The sequence below is a fragment of the Aquimarina celericrescens genome, assembly GCF_042682765.1.
GTDB lineage: Bacteria > Bacteroidota > Bacteroidia > Flavobacteriales > Flavobacteriaceae > Aquimarina > Aquimarina celericrescens.
Genome location: NZ_JBHUHY010000002.1, coordinates 710,692 through 730,770 on the forward strand (window position 1 = coordinate 710,692; position 20,079 = coordinate 730,770).

General features: G+C 34.9%; 14 protein-coding genes. 12 read left to right on the plus strand and 2 right to left on the minus strand.

The window, feature by feature from the left end; all coding sequences use genetic code 11:
* Nucleotides 1-5 precede the first annotated feature (5 nt).
* The 6 genes from ACFSJT_RS03140 to ACFSJT_RS03165 all read left to right on the plus strand — a co-directional run bounded on the left by ACFSJT_RS03140 (nt 6) and on the right by ACFSJT_RS03165 (nt 7,497).
* Nucleotides 6-953 carry a glycosyltransferase family 2 protein gene (locus tag ACFSJT_RS03140; RefSeq protein ID WP_378318742.1) on the plus strand — a complete coding sequence of 316 codons (948 nt, stop codon included), beginning with the start codon at nt 6-8 and terminating at the stop codon, nt 951-953.
* 342 nt (nt 954-1,295) lie between these two features.
* Nucleotides 1,296-3,026, plus strand: a complete 1,731-nt coding sequence (locus ACFSJT_RS03145; RefSeq protein WP_378318743.1) for a phospho-sugar mutase — start codon at nt 1,296-1,298, stop codon at nt 3,024-3,026.
* Nucleotides 3,027-3,054: 28 nt separating this feature from the next.
* Entirely contained in the window at nt 3,055-4,878 is a 1,824-nt protein-coding gene (locus ACFSJT_RS03150; RefSeq protein WP_378318744.1) for an ABC transporter ATP-binding protein, read from the plus strand.
* A 993-nt stretch (nt 4,879-5,871) separates the two neighbouring features.
* Nucleotides 5,872-6,420, plus strand: a complete 549-nt coding sequence (locus ACFSJT_RS03155) for an RNA polymerase sigma factor (protein ID WP_378318898.1) — start codon at nt 5,872-5,874, stop codon at nt 6,418-6,420.
* Nucleotides 6,421-6,451: 31 nt separating this feature from the next.
* Nucleotides 6,452-6,988 carry a hypothetical protein gene (locus ACFSJT_RS03160; RefSeq protein WP_378318745.1) on the plus strand — a complete coding sequence of 179 codons (537 nt, stop codon included), beginning with the start codon at nt 6,452-6,454 and terminating at the stop codon, nt 6,986-6,988.
* A gap of 56 nt (nt 6,989-7,044) precedes the next feature.
* Nucleotides 7,045-7,497 carry a hypothetical protein gene (locus ACFSJT_RS03165; RefSeq protein WP_378318746.1) on the plus strand — a complete coding sequence of 151 codons (453 nt, stop codon included), beginning with the start codon at nt 7,045-7,047 and terminating at the stop codon, nt 7,495-7,497.
* Nucleotides 7,498-7,538: 41 nt separating this feature from the next.
* Here ACFSJT_RS03165 and ACFSJT_RS03170 read toward each other — a convergent pair whose 3' ends face one another.
* The gene (locus ACFSJT_RS03170) at nt 7,539-8,597 is read right to left on the minus strand and encodes a sialidase family protein (RefSeq protein ID WP_378318747.1); all 1,059 of its coding nucleotides are present in this window, start codon (nt 8,595-8,597) and stop codon (nt 7,539-7,541) included.
* A gap of 75 nt (nt 8,598-8,672) precedes the next feature.
* On the opposite strand from ACFSJT_RS03170, the gene ACFSJT_RS03175 reads away from it, so the two are divergent.
* Entirely contained in the window at nt 8,673-9,884 is a 1,212-nt protein-coding gene (locus ACFSJT_RS03175; RefSeq protein WP_378318748.1) for an RsmB/NOP family class I SAM-dependent RNA methyltransferase, read from the plus strand.
* 118 nt (nt 9,885-10,002) lie between these two features.
* Complete coding sequence (gene purL / locus ACFSJT_RS03180) at nt 10,003-13,668, plus strand: phosphoribosylformylglycinamidine synthase (protein WP_378318749.1); 3,666 nt, start codon at nt 10,003-10,005, stop codon at nt 13,666-13,668.
* A gap of 53 nt (nt 13,669-13,721) precedes the next feature.
* On the opposite strand, the gene ACFSJT_RS03185 is transcribed toward purL, so the two are convergent.
* Nucleotides 13,722-14,321 (minus strand): DUF4136 domain-containing protein, encoded by a 600-nt coding sequence (locus ACFSJT_RS03185; RefSeq protein ID WP_378318750.1) that lies wholly within the window; start codon nt 14,319-14,321, stop codon nt 13,722-13,724.
* Between the two features lie 480 nt (nt 14,322-14,801).
* Here ACFSJT_RS03185 and ACFSJT_RS03190 point away from each other — a divergent pair, with 480 nt between their 5' ends.
* From ACFSJT_RS03190 to ACFSJT_RS03205, 4 genes are all read left to right on the plus strand, one after another.
* The gene (locus tag ACFSJT_RS03190) at nt 14,802-16,574 is read left to right on the plus strand and encodes an AMP-dependent synthetase/ligase (RefSeq protein WP_378318751.1); all 1,773 of its coding nucleotides are present in this window, start codon (nt 14,802-14,804) and stop codon (nt 16,572-16,574) included.
* A 192-nt stretch (nt 16,575-16,766) separates the two neighbouring features.
* A complete protein-coding gene (locus ACFSJT_RS03195; RefSeq protein WP_378318752.1) occupies nt 16,767-17,222 on the plus strand; it encodes a MarR family winged helix-turn-helix transcriptional regulator in 456 nt (151 codons plus the stop codon).
* A 17-nt stretch (nt 17,223-17,239) separates the two neighbouring features.
* The gene (locus tag ACFSJT_RS03200; protein ID WP_378318753.1) at nt 17,240-19,645 is read left to right on the plus strand and encodes a 3-hydroxyacyl-CoA dehydrogenase/enoyl-CoA hydratase family protein; all 2,406 of its coding nucleotides are present in this window, start codon (nt 17,240-17,242) and stop codon (nt 19,643-19,645) included.
* Nucleotides 19,646-19,683: 38 nt separating this feature from the next.
* Nucleotides 19,684-20,064, plus strand: coding sequence for a four helix bundle protein (locus ACFSJT_RS03205; protein WP_378318754.1), 381 nt, complete (start codon nt 19,684-19,686; stop codon nt 20,062-20,064).
* Nucleotides 20,065-20,079 lie beyond the last annotated feature (15 nt).

The following is a 20,079-nucleotide window of genomic DNA, read 5'->3' on the forward strand; positions in this document are numbered from 1 at the left end:
ACTTTATGAATATATCTGTGGTCATACCACTGCTTAATGAGCAGGAGTCACTTAATGAATTATATAATTGGATTGCAAAAGTTATGCAATCCAATTCTTTTTCTTATGAAATCCTCTTTATCGATGACGGGAGTACCGATGGTTCCTGGGATACCATTATGCAACTTTCTGAAAAAGACACCAACGTCAAAGGGATCCGTTTCCTTAAAAATTTTGGAAAATCGCAGGCGCTACATGCCGGATTTAAGGAAGCGAAAGGCGATGTAGTGATCACTATGGATGCCGATCTACAGGATAGTCCCGAGGAAATCCCAGAATTGTATGATCTGATCAACCAAGAGGATTATGATTTGATCTCTGGCTGGAAGAAAAAACGATACGATTCGGTTATTGCAAAAAATCTACCTTCTAAATTGTTTAATGCTGCTGCCAGAAGAACGTCTGGAGTAAAATTACATGATTTCAATTGTGGCCTTAAAGCCTATAAAAATATAGTGGTCAAAAATATCGATGTTCATGGCGAAATGCATCGCTATATCCCGGTATTATCTAAAAATGCAGGATTTACCAAAATTGGTGAAAAAGTTGTAATGCATCAAGCTAGAAAATACGGTAAAACCAAGTTTGGGATGAATCGTTTTATCAATGGTTTTCTGGATCTGGTGACCATTTGGTTTATGTCGAGATTTGGCAAACGCCCTATGCACTTTTTTGGTTTGATCGGTACCCTATTATTCATTGTTGGTTTTTGTTTTGCTGTTTATCTTGGGATTGACAAACTTTTCATAGAAACTGCAGGAAGACTCATTGCACAGCGTCCAGAATTTTATGTCGCCTTAACATCGATGATCCTGGGAACTCAATTTTTTCTTGCCGGATTTTTGGGAGAGATTATCCTTACCAGCAAAAGAAGTAAAGAACGGTATAATATTTCTGAGAGGGTTAATTTGTGATAGCATTTTTATGACGGGCTTCGAGGGCCTCAGCCCAACATCAATGAACCCTGAGGTGGCATGCTGAGTTTATCGAAATGCTCTCGAAGGGTGACAGAAAAACTAAAAACCAACAATAATACTTCAATTTCCACAAAACTGAGGTAACACGGGGACAAGTTTATCAATTCGTTTTGTATATGATATATACGTCATACTTAATTTATTTGAGTATCTCTCTTATCTAATACGTCTATTCAATGAGAGATCCTGAATCAAGTTCAATATGACGAACCATTTTACACAGTAATTTCATGTAAAAAATGGTATTAAATAGTATTTTTGCAATTAAAATTAAAGCACATGCAAATCACAGATTCAGAAATCAATAAAAGAGTTAATGAATGGTTAACTTCTGTTTTTGATCAGGGTACGCAAAAAGAAATTCAAAATTTACAGCATAATAATCCAGAAGAACTAAAAGAAAGCTTTTATAAAAATCTGGAATTTGGTACCGGTGGTATGCGTGGCATCATGGGTATTGGGACTAATCGCATTAATAAATATACGTTAGGAAAAAGTACACAAGGATTGAGTAATTATCTTGTTTCCCAATTTCCAGGAGAGCAACCTAAAGCAGTAATTGCCTACGACTGTAGAAATAATAGCGATACCTTGGCAAAGGTGGTAGCCGATGTTTTTTCGGCTAACGGAGTTCAAGTATTCTTGTTCTCAAGTCTACGCCCTACTCCAGAGCTATCTTTTGCCGTTAAAGAATTGGGATGTCATTGTGGTATTGTATTAACTGCCAGTCATAATCCGCCAGAATACAATGGCTATAAAGTATACTGGCAAGATGGTGGACAATTAGTCCCACCACAAGATGGTGAAATTATAGCCGAGATAAATACACTACAATATTCAGATATAAAATTTAAGGCTAATCCTGATCTTATTCAAACGATTGACAAAGAAATTGATGCTCTTTTTATTGATCAATGTGTAAAAAACGGAAGTTTTGCAGCCAGTCAGGAAGCTAAAGATAATACAACCATTGTTTTTACATCATTACACGGTACATCGATTACTGCAGTACCAGAAACACTAAAAAAAGCTGGTTATAAAAATGTACATATAGTTGAAGAACAGGCAGAACCCGATGGTAATTTTCCAACAGTAAAATCTCCAAATCCTGAAGAACCAGAAGCATTAACCATGGCAATGGATCTTGCCAAAAAGGTGAATGCAGACATTGTTATCGGCACAGATCCAGATTGTGATCGATTAGGAATTGCGGTTCGAAATAGCGATGGCGACTTACAATTACTTAATGGCAACCAGACCATGATCGTAATGACCTGGTTTTTATTAGAGCACTATAAAAACAATATAGGATTAAAAGGAAATGAATTTGTCGCCTCGACTATTGTATCTACCCCCATGATGAGAAGTCTTTCACAGGCTTATGGTGTCGAATATAAAGAGGTACTTACTGGTTTCAAATGGATAGCAAAGTTAATCAAGGATTATCCTAACAAACATTTTATTGGCGGTGGAGAAGAAAGTTTTGGGTTTATGGTTGGTGATTTTGTGAGGGATAAAGATGCTGTCACCTCTACCCTGCTTGCATGTGAAATTGTAGCCTTTACTAAAGAAAAAGGTAGCTCTTTTTACAAAACCTTATTAGAATTGTACACCAAACACGGTTTTTATAAAGAAAGTTTGGTTTCTTTAGTAAAAAAGGGAATTGATGGGGCGGCAGAGATCAAACAAACTATGGTAGACTTAAGAAATGATCCGCCTACACATATCAATAATGAAAAAGTTATCCTAATTGAAGATTATCAAACTAGTGTTGCGAAAAATCTTCAGTATCATTCTGAAAGCTCTATCGACATACCAAAATCAAATGTTCTGATATTCTATACTGAAGGAGGAAGCAAAATTGCCGCAAGGCCTAGTGGGACTGAACCAAAAATTAAATTTTACATCAGTATTCAAGAGTCTCTTGCCTCGGTTAATGACTTTGACCAGGTACAGCAACAATTAGATAGCAAAATTGAGGCTATCAAAAAAGATCTAAAATTAACTTAAATAGCAGTACAACTGTTCTACATACTTAATGAATTATTTTAAACAAATTCTTCGCTTTGCGAAACCTTATAGAATTTATGCCATTTTAAATATTATTTCTAATATTTTTTACGCCCTATTCGGGACATTGGCTATGGTTTCTTTATTTCCGATGCTGAATGTATTATTTGGCAAAACTGATAAGGTAAAAATCAAACCCGAATGGAATGGATTGTTAAAGGTACGAGAATATAGTGAGGCATATTTAAATTATTATGTTACACAAAAAGCTGATCAAGGAAATGACGATGTACTTATCTTTATGGTTGCCTTAGTTATTAGTATGTTCTTTCTGAAGAACATTTTTAGTTATCTGGCCATGTATTTTATTACTTTTCTCAGAAATGGTGTTCTAAAAGATATTCGTAATGAATTATATAAAAAAACCGTAGACTTACCTCTTTCCTTCTTTTCCGAAAAACGTAAAGGGGATACTATCGCTAGAATTTCTACAGATGTTCTGGAAATACAACATTCCTTTTTATCCATACTTGAACTTATTGTAAGAGAACCTCTAATGATCTTATTCACTATTTGTGCCATGTTGCTTATTAGTGTAAAACTGACCGTATTCGTTTTCATATTTATACCGATATCGGGATTTTTAATTTCATTAATTGGAAAGAGGTTAAAAAAACACTCGGACAAAGTACAGAAAGAGCAAGGATTCTTCTTGTCCATAGTCGAAGAAACTTTAGGTGGACTCAAAGTTATAAAGGGATTCAATGCTGAGAAGATTTTTAATCGAAAATTCAAAGAGTCTACATCTAGATTTTATAATTATTCAAATACCCTACTAAATCGGCAAAATTTAGCTTCCCCGACAAGTGAATTTTTAGGAATTACAGTAATTGCCATTCTCCTATGGTATGGTGGACAAATGGTTTTAGTCGAAAAATCATTGGATCCAGGACTTTTTATTGTATATATGGGATTAGCATATAATATCCTTACCCCTGCTAAAGCAATTTCAAAGGCAAGTTATGGTGTAAAGCGTGGAAATGCAGCAGCAGAAAGGGTACTCGAAATTTTGAACACCTCCTCTCCTTTACAGGACAAACCAGATGCACAAGAAAAAAGAGATTTCAATACTGACATAACTTTAGAAAATATATCCTTCAAATATGAAGATGAATATGTTCTTGATGATTTTTCGTTAAGGGTTCCCAAAGGGAGTGCGATTGCCTTAGTAGGACAATCTGGTAGCGGAAAATCTACCATTGCTAATCTTGTCACCCGATTTTATGATGTAAATAAAGGAAGTATTAAAATTGATAATACAGATATTCGAGATTTAACTAAAGAATCCTTACGAGGGCTGATGGGTCTTGTAACTCAAGATTCTATTCTTTTTAATGACAGTATAAAAAATAATTTATTGATAGGTGACGAACATGCTACAGAAGAAGAAATTATCGACGCACTAAAGGTTGCCAATGCCTGGGAATTTGTGAAAGACTTACCAAAAGGTATCGAAACCAATATTGGTGACAGTGGTAATAAACTAAGTGGTGGACAGAAACAACGTCTATCGATAGCAAGGGCGGTTCTTAAAAATCCGCCGATTATGATATTAGACGAGGCTACTTCTGCTTTGGATACAGAAAGTGAACGATTAGTGCAGTCGGCATTAGAAAATATGATGAAAAACCGAACAAGCATCGTAATCGCTCATAGATTATCTACGATACAAAATTCAGATTTAATCGTTGTAATGCAAAAAGGAAAAATCATCGAAAAAGGTCGTCATGAAGAGTTAATAGCCAAGAATGGAGCTTATCAAAGATTAGTTACTTTACAATCTTTCGATTAATATTTAACTGATAATCAATTTGTTAAAATAAAAAAGAGTGCTGGATGCACTCTTTTTCTTCACACAAATCATCTTAATTTAGGGGCTTACTCTAAAATTAAAACTCACTTTTATTAAAATCATTTCATCTTAGGGGAAATGAAAGAATCAATTCTAATATTATAGTACAAATATAAAGCTAACAATCGACTCCTGCAAGAAAAATATTTATTTTATCCAAAAAAAATACTTTTCATCTATAAATTTTAAAAATAATTACTAAAATTGTAATATTATTCTTACGTAACCATAAGGTTATGTATTCAAGCCGAAAGTATTCAGTCCAGATTTTAGAAACATTTTCAAATAAAAAAGAGTGCTGGACGCACTCTTTTTCTTCACACAAATCATCTTAATTTAGGGGCTTACTCTAAAATTAAAACTCACTTTTATTAAAATCTTTCATCTTGGGGAGAATGAAAGTATTTATTCTTTATTACGATGTAAAGATACTATCTTTTTTTAATCTACCAAACAAAAATTGTATTTTATCATAAAAAATATGTTTTTTAACACAATAAAATTGTTAAATAAAATTATAATGTAGTATTTATCTTACAAGATTATTTGTCCTTCAAATGATTTTACAAAAAATATAATAAAAAAAAAGAGTGCTGGACGCACTCTTTTTCTTCACACAAATCATCTTAATTTAGGGGCTTACTCTAAAATTAAAACTCACTTTTATTAAAACCTTTCATCTTGGGGAGAATGAAAGTATTTATTCTTTATTACGCTGTAAAGATACTACTTTTTTTCAATTCGACAAGTATAAAATGTATTTTATCCGAAAAAAAAGTAAATTAACATCAATTTTAACACAAATTCTTACAATTTCTTACAAAAAAGTAAATCTATAATTCTTAAATTACTACATTAAACCTTTTTTGTTTACTTTAGTCTTATGTGCAGGGTTACATATTAATCCAACGTATAAAATATAATTACTTGAGCATAAATAAAGAAGAAGAAGAACGCCTACTCATCTCTCTGCAATCTGATAACGATATTAATTCGGCATTTAGTGAATTGGTATCATTATATCAGCAACGATTATATTGGCATATAAGGAACATGGTCAAAAACCACGATGATACAGATGATGTATTGCAAAATGTATTCATTAAAGTATATAAAAACATAAAAAAATTTAAAGGTGATAGTAAACTTTATTCTTGGTTGTATCGTATTGCTACTAATGAATCTATTACATTTCTAAATCAAAAAGCAAAAAAACATAACATCACCAACGAAGAATTAAGTCTTCGGCTTATACAAAATCTGGAAGCCGATATATACTTTGAGGGCAATGAAATGCAACTACAGTTACAAAAAGCAATCGCGACATTACCTCAAAAACAACAACAAGTATTTAATATGAAGTATTTTCAGGAATTGAAATATAGAGAAATGTCCGAAATTTTAGAAACCAGTGAAGGTGCCTTAAAAGCATCATACCACTTAGCCTCTAAAAAGATAGAAGAGTTTTTAAAAAATGATTAAACCTTTTTACATTTGATAAGTCATATATGCAGTGAAAAAAGATAACTTACATAAAAATAATGCCGGTTTCAAGGTGCCAGAAGATTATTTTGAAAGTTTAGAAAAAAAACTTTCAAAAAAAATTGCTTTTGACATAAAAGAGGAGCAACCATCATCTATCAAAAATGACTCGGGTTTTAAGGTGCCTAATGGTTATTTTGATTCTCTAGAGGATACGTTAAGACAAAAATTAAATGATCGGGAGAATAAAGGAAAGATCATTTCTTTATTCTCCAAAAGAAACCTTTTGTATGTTTCAGGGATTGCTGCTATGATTGCCGTTATCATTTCAGTATTTATGAACAAAGAAAATGACCCTCTTCAAGGGATTGATGATATAGAATTAGCTGATATTCAAGATTATTTTATAGAGGGTAATATCGACTTGAGTAATGATGATATGGCTTTCTTAATAAATGAAGAAACTAAATATTCTGATTTTTTTGAAGAAAAAGTTATTTCTGAAGAAGAATTATTGGAATATTTATCTGATAAAGATTTGGTAGATGAAATCATACTTACAGATTAAAATGGATGAAATGGGTATTTTTAATATCCAAATGAAGGTTATAAAAATTTAAATTGATGAATAAGATATTACTATGTATAGGTATAGCTTTTGTATCGCTAAATGCCATCGGTCAAAATCCTGCGGGAGAAAAGATCAAAGCATTCAAAGTGGCTTATATTACCGAGCAGTTAAATTTGAGCAGTAAAGAAGCTCAACAATTTTGGCCAATATACAACACACATGAAGAAACGCTAGAAAAACTTAAAAAAGAAGAGCGTAAGCTTATAAGAGCTCTTAAGGATGCTAATGAAGGATCTGATGGGCTAAGCGATCGGCAAGCAGGAGAGTTTTTAAGTAATTATTTAGAAGCCGAAACTCAAAAAACGCAGGCCAGAAAAACACTTATCAAAGATCTACAGACTGTTATATCTAATAAAAAGATTTTAAGACTTATAAAAGCAGAAAACGATTTTAACAAAAGACTGTTAGAACGTATTAGGCAATGGCGGAACCGAAGAAATGATTAAAGAAGTTTACAAACAGAGGCTTTCGATCAGTAGACTCTTTTCTATTTAAAAGACAATCTAGCCACTCTTCCTTTTCCTGCAGCTATTGCAGTGCTATCATTTATAAATCGTAGCGTATAAAAACTTTCTTTGCTCAGTTCTCTCCAATGTTGGCCATAATCATTCGAGATAGAAATACCCGTAAACCCAATCGCCACAATTTCTTTACTCCCACCATTAGGCACATATCTAACACAACTTTTATAATCAGATCCATCTTTAATTAGACGCCAGCTTCTACCACCATCTGTTGTAATAGCCTTGTTGGCAAGATTACTTTCTGGTTTTGTATAGTCACCCCCGTAGATAATTCCATTTTCTTTATCGTAAAAATCAATGGAATATCCTCCTGTGGTTGAACTACCCTGCACAATAGGCGTTTCAAAAACTTCCCAGTTCCTACCTTTATCAGGTGAATAAAACACTCGGGATTTCATGCCTCCAGATATAATCCAGGTATGATCATCGACTATAGCAATATTGCCATTACTGGCAGCAAATGCGGCTTCACCTTCGATTGTTTTAGGTAGGTTAACGCAGGAAACTTTCTCCCAACGGTCTCCACCATCTCGCGTAATAATTATAGATAAGCAATCATCGGTTGGGTCTCCCATGGCAATTCCTTCAGAATCGTTCCAAAAAGTAAGGGAATCATAAAATGCTTTTTTATGATCCTCTGTATAAACTATCCTTTCTTCTTTATTATCAAAATTAATCTTTCTTAATCTTACCGGAGAACCAATCCCCAAAGAGAAAAATGAATTGTCCGCAAAACTTACCGCGCGTTGCTCTGCAATCTCATTACTTTTTATTTCATTAGGATCAGCTTTTTCAAAATTTATTATATGAGTTTTGTGAGTTTTTAGGTTTATAAAACCATATCCTTTATTAAATCCGAAACCCAGAAGAGTATCATAATATACTGCGATAGCTCTAATACTAAAAGAATCCTTTAATATAACTTCAATATCAACTTTAGAGAAATCATGAGCCACTACCCTGTCTTTTGGTTTGCAAAAAGTTAGCGTTAGTCCAAATAATGCGATAATAGTGAGTCTCATAGTCAATAATTATACCCAAATATAACTGTATTTGGTAACAAAGGTATACCTTTGCAGACCTAAAAAAATAATACAATGCGCTTACATAGAAACCTGGTCTTTGCAGTAATCGATGGTTTGGATAAAATATTCAACAAGGGTGAGTATGCTGATAAGGTGGTGCAAAAATTACTGAAACGGGATAAACGATGGGGATCTCGTGATCGTAGTTTTGTCGCAGAAACAGTGTATGAAATAGTACGTTGGAAGCGGTTGTATGCAGAGATTGCAGAAGTAAAAGAGCCTTTTTCCAGAGAAAATCTATGGAGAGTCTTTGCAGTCTGGGCGACGTTAAGAGGTATTTCATTACCCGATTGGAAACAAATCGCCCCTACCCCTACCAGGCGTATTAAAGGCCGATTTGATGAATTAAGCAATATCAGAAAATTTAAAGAATCTATTCCTGATTGGCTAGACGAATTAGGTCAAAAAGAACTAGGAAAACATTGGGATAAAGAGATTCATGCTTTAAATCAACAAGCTCCTGTAATCCTACGTGCGAATACACTCAAAATATCAAGGGATAAATTAAGAGGAGCGCTTGAAGATGAAAACATTGATACCGAATTTATCAAAGGTAATCCTAATGCTCTTCAACTCGTAGAAAGAACTAATGTTTTTAGTACCGAGGCTTTTAAAAAAGGCTTATTTGAAGTACAAGATGCGTCTTCACAATTAGTAGCAGATTTCCTTGATGTAAAGCCAGGACAACGAGTAGTAGATGCCTGTGCAGGTGCTGGTGGTAAAACACTTCACCTTGCAGCTTTGATGCAAAATAAAGGACAGATCATTGCTATGGATATTTACGCCAATAAATTGAAAGAGCTAAAAAGAAGAGCGCGAAGAGCCGGTGCCCATAATATTGAACCAAGAGTTATCGAAAGTACGAAAGATATCAAAAAACTTCATGACAAAGCAGATCGGGTATTAATTGATGCACCTTGTAGTGGTTTGGGAGTGTTACGCAGAAATCCAGATGCCAAATGGAAATTACAACCCGAATTTTTAGAAAAAATCAGACAAACACAATCCGATATTTTAGAAAGCTATTCCAAAATGGTAAAACCAGGAGGTAAGCTGGTATACGCTACTTGCTCGATTTTACCTTCAGAAAATCAGGATCAAGTGAACAATTTCCTGTCAAAAGAAGCCGGAGCAGATTTTAAATTGGTTAAAGACAAAAAAATATTATCTCACCAATCCGGTTTTGATGGATTTTATATGGCTTTATTAGAAAAACAATCTTAACAGGTATTGTTCAAAATTTGGTGAATAACTCTGCCATTGAATTCTAATTTTATGCTATTCTTTGCTAATAAAATAGTAAATTTGCAGCTTGTTCAACACAACACAATGTACCCATAAAATGATTCATTTCTTCGGAAACCAAAACGAGACCGTATTTGCGGTTCAAACCAATCAAGAAATATCCCCTTTAACTACAGAAAAACTTACCTGGCTATTTGGCAACCAATCTAAATTATTTGTGGCGTCTATCGACGCTTTTTTTGTTGGTCCACGTGCTGCAATGGTCACTCCATGGAGCACCAACGCGGTTGAAATAACGCAGAATATGGGTATCGAAGGTATCATTAGAATTGAAGAGTTTACCGCGGTACCAAAAGATTTTATCGATTTTGACCCTATGCTTTCGCAAAAATATGATAGTCTAGATCAAGATATTTATACTGTTAATATTCAACCAGATCCAATTCTTGAAATTGATGATATTGCATCCTATAATAAGAGTGAAGGTCTCGCCCTAAGCGAGGAAGAAATAGAATATCTTGAAGGTGTAAGCAAAAAAATAGGGAGAAAACTTACCGATTCTGAGGTGTTCGGATTCTCGCAAGTAAATTCAGAGCATTGCCGTCACAAAATATTTAATGGAACTTTTGTAATCGATGGAGAAGAACAACCATCGTCACTATTCAAATTAATTAAAAAGACATCTGAAACGAATCCAAACGATATAGTTTCTGCATATAAAGACAATGTTGCCTTTATAAAAGGGCCAAAAGCTACTCAGTTTGCTCCAAAAACAGCCGATAAACCGGATTATTATCAAGAGAGTGAGTTCGAAAGTGTAATCTCTCTTAAAGCTGAAACACATAACTTCCCGACTACGGTAGAGCCATTTAATGGAGCTGCTACCGGTTCTGGCGGTGAAATAAGAGATCGGTTAGCTGGTGGAAAAGGTTCTTTACCTCTTGCAGGAACCGCAGTGTACATGACTTCTTATTCAAGGTTAGAAGAAAATCGTCCTTGGGAACGAGCCATGGACGAAAGAGATTGGTTATATCAAACTCCGATGGATATTTTGATCAAAGCTTCTAATGGAGCTTCAGATTTTGGCAACAAATTTGGGCAGCCGCTTATTACGGGATCTGTTTTAACCTTCGAGCACGAAGAGCACGCCAGAAAACTAGGTTTTGATAAAGTAATTATGCAAGCCGGTGGTATTGGCTACGGAAAAGCCGAGCAAGCTCTAAAAGACACTCCCGAAACCGGAGACAAAATTGTCATTCTTGGCGGAGAAAATTATCGCATTGGTATGGGTGGTGCTGCGGTATCTTCTGCTGATACAGGAGAGTTTAGCAGCGGTATCGAATTGAACGCCGTTCAACGCTCTAATCCCGAAATGCAAAAACGTGCTGCTAATGCCATTCGAGGTATGGTTGAAAGTGAAGAAAATACTATTGTTTCCATTCATGATCATGGTGCCGGTGGCCATTTGAACTGTCTTTCAGAACTGGTTGAAGAAACCGGTGGTAAAATCGACCTTGATAAATTACCGGTAGGTGATCCTACTTTATCTGCAAAAGAAATCATCGGTAACGAATCTCAAGAACGTATGGGGTTAGTTATTGCACAAAAACATATAGATACTCTTAAGCGTATTGCTGCGCGTGAGCGTTCTCCTATGTATCAGGTGGGAGACGTAACAGGTGATCATCGCTTTACGTTTGAATCCAAAACTAAAGGTGACAAACCCATGGATCTTGCTTTAGTAGATATGTTTGGCAGTTCTCCTAAGACGATCATGAATGATCAAACCATTACTCGCAATTACGATGGCCTAAGTTATGATATTAAAGATTTTCAGGGGTACTTAGAAAGTGTATTACAACTCGAAGCTGTCGCCTGTAAAGACTGGTTAACTAATAAGGTTGATCGCTGTGTTGGTGGCCGTGTTGCAAAACAACAATGTGCGGGGCCACTACAATTACCCCTAAATAATTGTGGTGTCATGGCTTTAGATTATAAAAGTACCGAAGGCATTGCTACCAGCATTGGTCACTCCCCTATTTCTGGATTGATTGATCCCGAAGCCGGAAGCAAAAATTCTATCTCTGAAGCATTAACTAACATTATTTGGGCTCCGCTTAAAGAAGGGTTGACCTCTGTTTCTTTATCTGCCAACTGGATGTGGCCGTGTAAAAATGAAGGCGAAGATGCCAGACTATATAAGGCGGTCAAAGCAATATCAGATTTTGCTATTGATTTGGGGATCAATGTACCTACGGGTAAAGATTCTTTGTCGATGAAGCAAAAATATCCCAATGAAGAAGTCATTGCTCCGGGGACGGTAATAATTTCTGCTGCAGCTAATTGTGATGACATCAATAAAGTAGTAGAACCAGTGCTTCAAAAAAATGGTGGTGATATTTATTACATTAACCTATCTAATGACAAATATAAATTAGGAGGTTCTTCGTTTGCTCAGATAGTGAATAAAATTGGTTCTGAAGCTCCGAGCATTCAAAATGCTCCCAATTTCAGGAAAACTTTCAATGTAATTCAAGGTTTAATAAGAAAAAATAAAATAGTTGCAGGCCATGACGTAGCGTCAGGAGGTTTGATTACCACATTATTAGAACTATGCTTTGCAGATGTCAATCTCGGTGCAGAGCTTGATTTAAATCAGATTAAAGAATCTGATTCTATAAAACTCTTGTTTGCAGAAAATTCAGGAATTGTTTTTCAGAGTTCTCTTAATTCCAATATTGAGTCAGTGCTTACTGAAAATGGTATTGAATATTTCAATATAGGAAAAGCAAAAGAAGGAGGTTCCATAAGGATCAAAAACGGAGATGATTCTTTCAATCTTGATGTTAAAGAATTAAGAAGCAAATGGTTTAAAACGTCCTTCTTATTAGATCAGAAGCAAACGGCCAATAATTTAGCAAAAGACAGGTATGAAAATTTTGCAAAACAACCGCTGCAGTTTGAATTCCCTATTCACTTTATGGGAAGAAAACCTTTGTTGGATGATTCTAAACCAAGGCCAAAAGCAGCTATTATTCGTGAAAAAGGAAGTAATTCTGAACGCGAAATGGCCAATGCTATGTATCTGGCAGGTTTTGATGTAAAAGATGTACATATGACTGATTTAATTTCAGGTCGTGAAACTCTAGAAGATATTCAGTTTATAGGTGCTGTTGGTGGCTTTTCGAATAGTGACGTTTTAGGTTCTGCCAAAGGATGGGCAGGTGCATTTTTATACAATGAAAAAGCAAATGCGGCTTTAAAAAACTTCTTTAAACGAGAAGACACACTTTCTGTTGGAATTTGTAATGGTTGCCAGTTATTTATGGAACTGGAAGTCATTAATCCAGAGCATAAAGTACATGGAAAATTGGTTCATAACCAATCCCATAAACATGAAAGTGGATTTACTTCTGTAAAAATTCAGGAGAACAATTCTGTGATGTTATCCTCTATGGCAGGAAGCACTTTAGGGGTATGGATTTCTCATGGAGAAGGAAAGTTCAACCTACCACTTTCTGAAGATCAGTATAACATCGTAGCCAAATATGGTTATAAAGAATATCCAGCTAATCCAAACGGATCAGATTATAATACAGCGATGATGAGTGATCAGACAGGACGCCATTTGGTAATGATGCCACATATCGAACGCTCTATTTTTCAGTGGAACTGGGCTCATTATCCAAAAGGAAGACATGATGAAGTATCCCCATGGATTGAAGCTTTTGTGAATGCAAGAAAATGGTTAGAAAAAAAATAATCCATCATATTTCATTAAGAAATATGATGAATTATTAGTACTTCCTATAACTTCTAGTAACCGGCTACATTTGGAAATTGATCAAATATATCATCTACATAAGTTGATATCGCTTTAGAATTGTTGTCTTTATAGATTTGATCTGAAGCTGTCCCCCTCCAGATAACTTTTTTAGACTTTCTATCAACCAGATCGACTATAAGGGTGCCTTCCTTATATTTGTAAACATCTGTCTCATAACCCACAATCTGATTATAATCATAATAATTAGTGTAATAGAACGGATCATAATAAGGACTCACCGCAGGGGTAAGATCAGCATAAGGATAAGTAGCGTAAATTGGATCTGTGTACGTTTCTGTTTCCGTATCAGTTTTAGTCCTAATCAATACCAATAGATCTGGGTTTTCACGATCAAGAGTATACCCTGCTTTAGAAAGATTAGAATTTACTCTTTCTATGACTTTGGATCCTACCGTTTTATCGTTATATCCGATATTCGAATCGTCGAAATTACTATTGGGCAAATATGCAAATGTGCTATACTTGCTAAGATCTTCATCTGACATTTTAACCGTTTGAACTGCAGGCCCACAGCCAAACAAAGTAAACACCAGTAGTCCTGTCAAAAATAATAAGTGTTTCGTTTTCATAACGTAAAGGTTTTAATTTTAACCAAAATTACCTTCATCTTATTAGCATCATTAATGCTATCCGTAGTTTAATATCTTTTTAACGATTTTATTATATATGTCACTCAGATAGTATCAATAAACAACAGTATTCGAAGTGATTTGTTAAGAAAAAATAAAAAATATAGAGAAAAAATAAGAAATCATAAAATATTAAAACTTGATAGAGCACACGATATTTAAGTCTCTTCTTCAAAATCCTGTATCCAAAATTAAACCATACCGGAAAAAATACGTTAGATACGAAAATATGCTTTGTTTTTACCCCTTAACCCTTAATCGTCAATAAAAACAATAAAATATTAAAGAGTTATCAAAATACATCGCCTTTTTTTATATATTAGAGTTGCGTATTATTAGATTTTTTATAATTTGCAAAACTATGCACGCATAGTAGTTTTTAAAGCATCTAAAACTGCTAAAAAAAATTTAAAACAACTTATGACGACAATTACTAGACTATTTGATTTTCCACACTATCAACTAGAAAAATTTAATTTAGACAAGGCTTTAGTCACCAAATATGATGGCGAATGGGTCGCAACATCATCAGCAGAATATGTAGAAAAAGCAAACCAAATTAGTCGTGGATTATTAAAACTAGGAGTAAAACCTAATGATAAAGTAGCAATTATATCTTCCACTAACAGAACAGAATGGAATATTATTGATATTGGCGTTCTTCAAATTGGTGCTCAGGATGTACCTATTTACCCCACCATATCCCAGGAAGATTATGAATATGTTTTAAATCACTCAGAGTCCGTTTACTGTTTTGTTTCTGATGAAGAAGTATATCAAAAAGTTAAAAACATACAAGCCAATGTACCATCCCTGAAAGATGTGTATTCCTTTAATGACATCCCAGGATGTAAAAGCTGGAATGAAGTTTTAGAACTTGGTAAAGATAATAGTACTCAAGAAGAGGTAGAAAAGATCATGGCCTCTATTAAAGAAGAAGATCTGGCTACCTTAATATATACATCTGGTACTACAGGAAGACCAAAAGGTGTAATGCTTAGTCATAAAAATATTGTGAGTAACGCAATAGCAAGTTCTACGAGATTTCCCTTGGAAAGTGGAAATAGTAAAGCCCTTAGTTTCTTACCGGTTTGTCACATTTATGAAAGGATGACTATGTACTTTTATCAATATTGTGGTGTGTCTATTTATTTTGCTGAATCTCTGGAGACCATAAGTGATAATCTAAAAGAGGTTAAACCAGATGTAATGACAGCCGTACCAAGATTACTAGAAAAAGTCTATGATAAGATTATTGCCAAAGGTGCAGATCTTACCGGAATCAAAAAGAAGCTTTTCTTTTGGGCCGTAGAGCTAGGATTAAAGTATGAACCTTATGGTGCCAATGGATGGTTATATGAAAAGAAATTAGGTATCGCCAGAAAACTTATTTTTAGCAAATGGCAAGAAGCACTAGGAAACAATATGAAAGTAATTGCCTCAGGAAGTGCTGCCTTACAACCTAGGTTAGCAAGAGTATTTAATGCCGCTGGACTTCCTGTAATGGAGGGCTATGGTCTTACCGAAACTTCTCCTGTAATTTCTGTTAACGATGTAAGAAATAGAGGGTTTAAGATAGGAACAGTTGGGAAAATGCTCCCTAATACAGAAGTGAAAATTGCCGAAGATGGTGAAATTTTGGTGAAGGGTCCTCAGGTAATGCAAGGATATTATAAAGATGAAGAAAAAACTAAAGAAGCCCTGAAAGATGGATATTTTCATACTGGTGATATCGGTGAAATAGATAGCGAAGGTTTCTTACGTATCACCGACCGCAAAAAAGAAATGTTCAAAACTTCTGGAGGCAAATATGTAGCACCGCAATTAATTGAGAACGCAATGAAACAATCCCGTTTTATTGAGCAGATAATGGTTATTGGTGAAGGAGAAAAAATGCCTGCCGCTTTAATACAACCAAATTTTGAATTTTTAAAAGATTGGGCAGAACGAAAAGGTCTGGAAGTAGGTGACTCTTTTGAAACAATAATTTCTAACCAAAAGGTAATTGATCGTTACCAGGAAGAGGTAGACGAGCATAACGAAAAGTTTGGTAAATGGGAACGTGTTAAAAAATTCGAACTCACCGCAGACGAGTGGAGTATAGATGCTGGTCATCTTACCCCAACTATGAAATTGAGAAGGAAAATAATAAAAGAAAAATACGCAACATTATACTCCAAGATTTATGGCTAATTCAATTCACTGATTACATAGCATATGCGTATAGGCTTAACTATAAATCAGTAAACTCCTCATTTTATGGGGAGTTTTTTTATTAATTCATTAGAAAAACGTAACTTACTTCGAATAGTCTCAAATATTTTATCTTATTTTATTATGCGTGCATAATAAATTTTCTTACCTTTACCTCACAATATTTTTTGAATGAGGGAAAAAACAATTGATTATGCGCTCAGAGCCACTTGGATGGCAGTAGCAAAAATGTATAATGAAGAAGCGAGCAAAAAAGGAAGTACGATGGCTACTGGATTCGCTTTATTGAGTATCGATCCAGAAAACGGTACTCCATCTACTTCGTTAGGCCCCAAAATGGGAATGGAAGCTACAAGTCTATCGCGTACTTTGAAAACCATGGAAGAAAAAGGATTGATTTTCAGGAAAAAAAATCCTCAGGACGGTCGTGGTGTATTAATATATTTGACCCCTTTTGGTGTAGAAATGAGAGATTTTTCAAAAGAGGTAGTTTTCGCTTTTGATAATGCTGTCAAAAAACATATTCCAAAAGAGAAATTGGATATCTTCTTAGAGGTATTTCAAATGATCAACGATCTTATCGCTTCCAAAAAAGTGTACACAAAACAAGAATCTATAACACCTTAACAACTTTAAGTTAAAAAATGAAAAGAACCATTAAAAAAGTTGCAGTCGTCGGATCAGGAATTATGGGATCCGGTATAGCATGTCATTTCGCTAATATTGGTGCCGAAGTGCTATTATTAGATATAGTTCCCAGAGAACTAAACGACAAGGAAAAAGCAAAAGGGCTTACTCTTGAAGATAAAGTGGTACGTAATCGACTGGTAAATGATTCACTTACCGCAGCGCTTAAGTCTAAACCTTCACCTATTTATCATCAAAAATTTGCAAGTAGAATTACTACAGGTAACCTTGAAGATGATATCGCAAAAGTCGCCGATGTTGATTGGATCATAGAGGTTGTTGTGGAAAGACTTGATATCAAAAAAATTGTTTTTGAAAATCTTGAAAAACATAGAACACCAGGTACCCTAATTACTTCAAACACCTCTGGTATTCCTATAAAATTCATGAGCGAAGGACGAAGCGAGGATTTCCAGAAGCATTTCTGTGGAACACACTTTTTTAACCCTGCGCGGTATTTGAAATTATTTGAGATCATTCCAGGACCACAAACTTCTCAAGAAGTCTTGGATTTCCTCAACGGATATGGTGAACAGTTTTTAGGAAAAACATCTGTAATAGCCAAAGATACTCCCGCTTTTATAGGTAACAGAATTGGTATTTTTAGTATTATGAGTTTATTCCATATGGTAAAAGATATGGGATTAACTATCGAAGAAGTTGACAAGTTAACAGGTCCTGTAATAGGACGACCTAAATCTGCAACTTTTCGTACTGTAGACGTTGTTGGTCTAGATACTTTAGTGCATGTTGCCAATGGTATTGCAGAAAACTGCCCGGATGATGAACGACATGAATTGTTCAAACTTCCAGATTTTATCAATACCATGATGGAAAATAAATGGTTGGGAAGTAAGACCGGTCAGGGATTCTATAAGAAGAATGTTTCTGCAGAAGGAAAAAAAGATATACTTTCTTTGGATCTGGATACCATGGAATACAGAGGCAATAAAAGAGCTTCCTTCCCCACTCTGGAAATGACAAAAACGATTGATAAAGTAGTGGATCGTTTTAAAATTTTGGTATCGGGTAAAGACAAAGCGGGAGAATTTTATCGTAAAAATCTTTCAGCACTGTTTGCCTATGTGTCTAATCGCATTCCAGAAATTACTGATGACCTTTATAAAATAGATGATGCTATGAAAGCTGGATTTGGATGGGAACATGGCCCGTTCCAGATTTGGGATGCTGTAGGTGTTGAGAAAGGTATCGAAATGATGAAAACTGAAGGTCATGAACCTGCAGCCTGGGTACATGAAATGATAGCTTCTGGGATCACTTCCTTTTATACGGTTAAAGAAGGCGCTACATATTACTATGATATTCCAAAGAAAGAGCAAGTTAAAGTTCCCGGACAAGATGCATTTATTATTCTTGATAATATCCGTAAATCTTCTGAAGTCTTCAAAAATAGTGGTGTTGTCGTTGAAGATCTTGGTGACGGAATTTTAAATGTAGAATTCCAAAGTAAAATGAACACTATTGGCGGAGATGTCCTTGCAGGACTCAATAAAGCAATAGATATGGCCGAAAAAGACTTCCAGGGATTGGTAGTTGGTAATCAGGCAGCAAATTTTTCTGTAGGAGCTAATATCGGAATGATTTTTATGATGGCTGTAGAGCAAGAATATGACGAGCTGAACATGGCGATAAAATATTTCCAGGATTCTATGATGCGTATGCGTTATTCATCTATACCAACAGTTGTTGCGCCTCACGGTATGACTCTTGGTGGTGGTTGTGAAATTTCACTTCATGCTGATAAGGTAGTAGCTGCTGCCGAAACCTATATGGGACTTGTAGAATTTGGTGTTGGCGTAATCCCTGGAGGTGGTGGATCTAAAGAAATGGCATTACGAGCTTCAGATCTTTTCAAGAAAGATGATGTAGAACTTAATATCCTTCAGGAGCATTTCTTAACCATTGGTATGGCAAAAGTATCAACCTCGGCTTATGAGGCTTTTGACACAAATCTTCTCCAAAAAGGAAAGGATATCGTTGTTGTAAATAAAGATCGCCAAATCGCAACTGCAAAAGCATACGCTAAACTAATGGCAGAACAGGGATATACACAACCTCCTCGCCGTAAAGATATTAAAGTACTTGGTAAGCAGGCTCTAGGGATGTTTCTGGTAGGTACAGATTCTATGGAAGCTAGTAGATATATTTCTGAACACGATCATAAAATTGCTAATAAATTAGGATATGTAATGGCTGGTGGAGATTTATCTGAACCTACGCTTGTTACAGAACAATACCTATTAGATCTTGAAAGAGAAGCTTTCTTATCACTTTGTACCGAGCGTAAAACGTTAGAACGTATCGAGCACATGTTGAAAAAAGGAAAACCGTTACGTAATTAGTATTGAGAATTTAGTATTGAGTATTTAGAAAAAAGATAATGCATAAAGTTGAAGATTTAAAAATATGGAAAAAGTCAATCGATTTGGCCAAATCAGTTTATAAATTAACCAGTGCACTACCTTCTAATGAAAAATACGGTATAATTTCTCAAATTAAACGTAGTGTGGTTTCAATTTCTTCCAATATTGCAGAAGGAGCCGGAAGAAATTCGAATAAAGAATTTAAACATTTTTTGAGTATTGCCAATGGTTCAGCTTATGAGCTTCAAACACAATTAATATTAACTATAGAGCTAAATCTCTTGTCAAAGGAAAAAGTACAACCAAGTATTGATATGCTTACTGAAATCCAAAAAATGAATTATTCATTTCAGAAAAGCATAGAAAATAAAACCTCAGTACTCAATACTAATATCTAAAATCTATTAATTAAA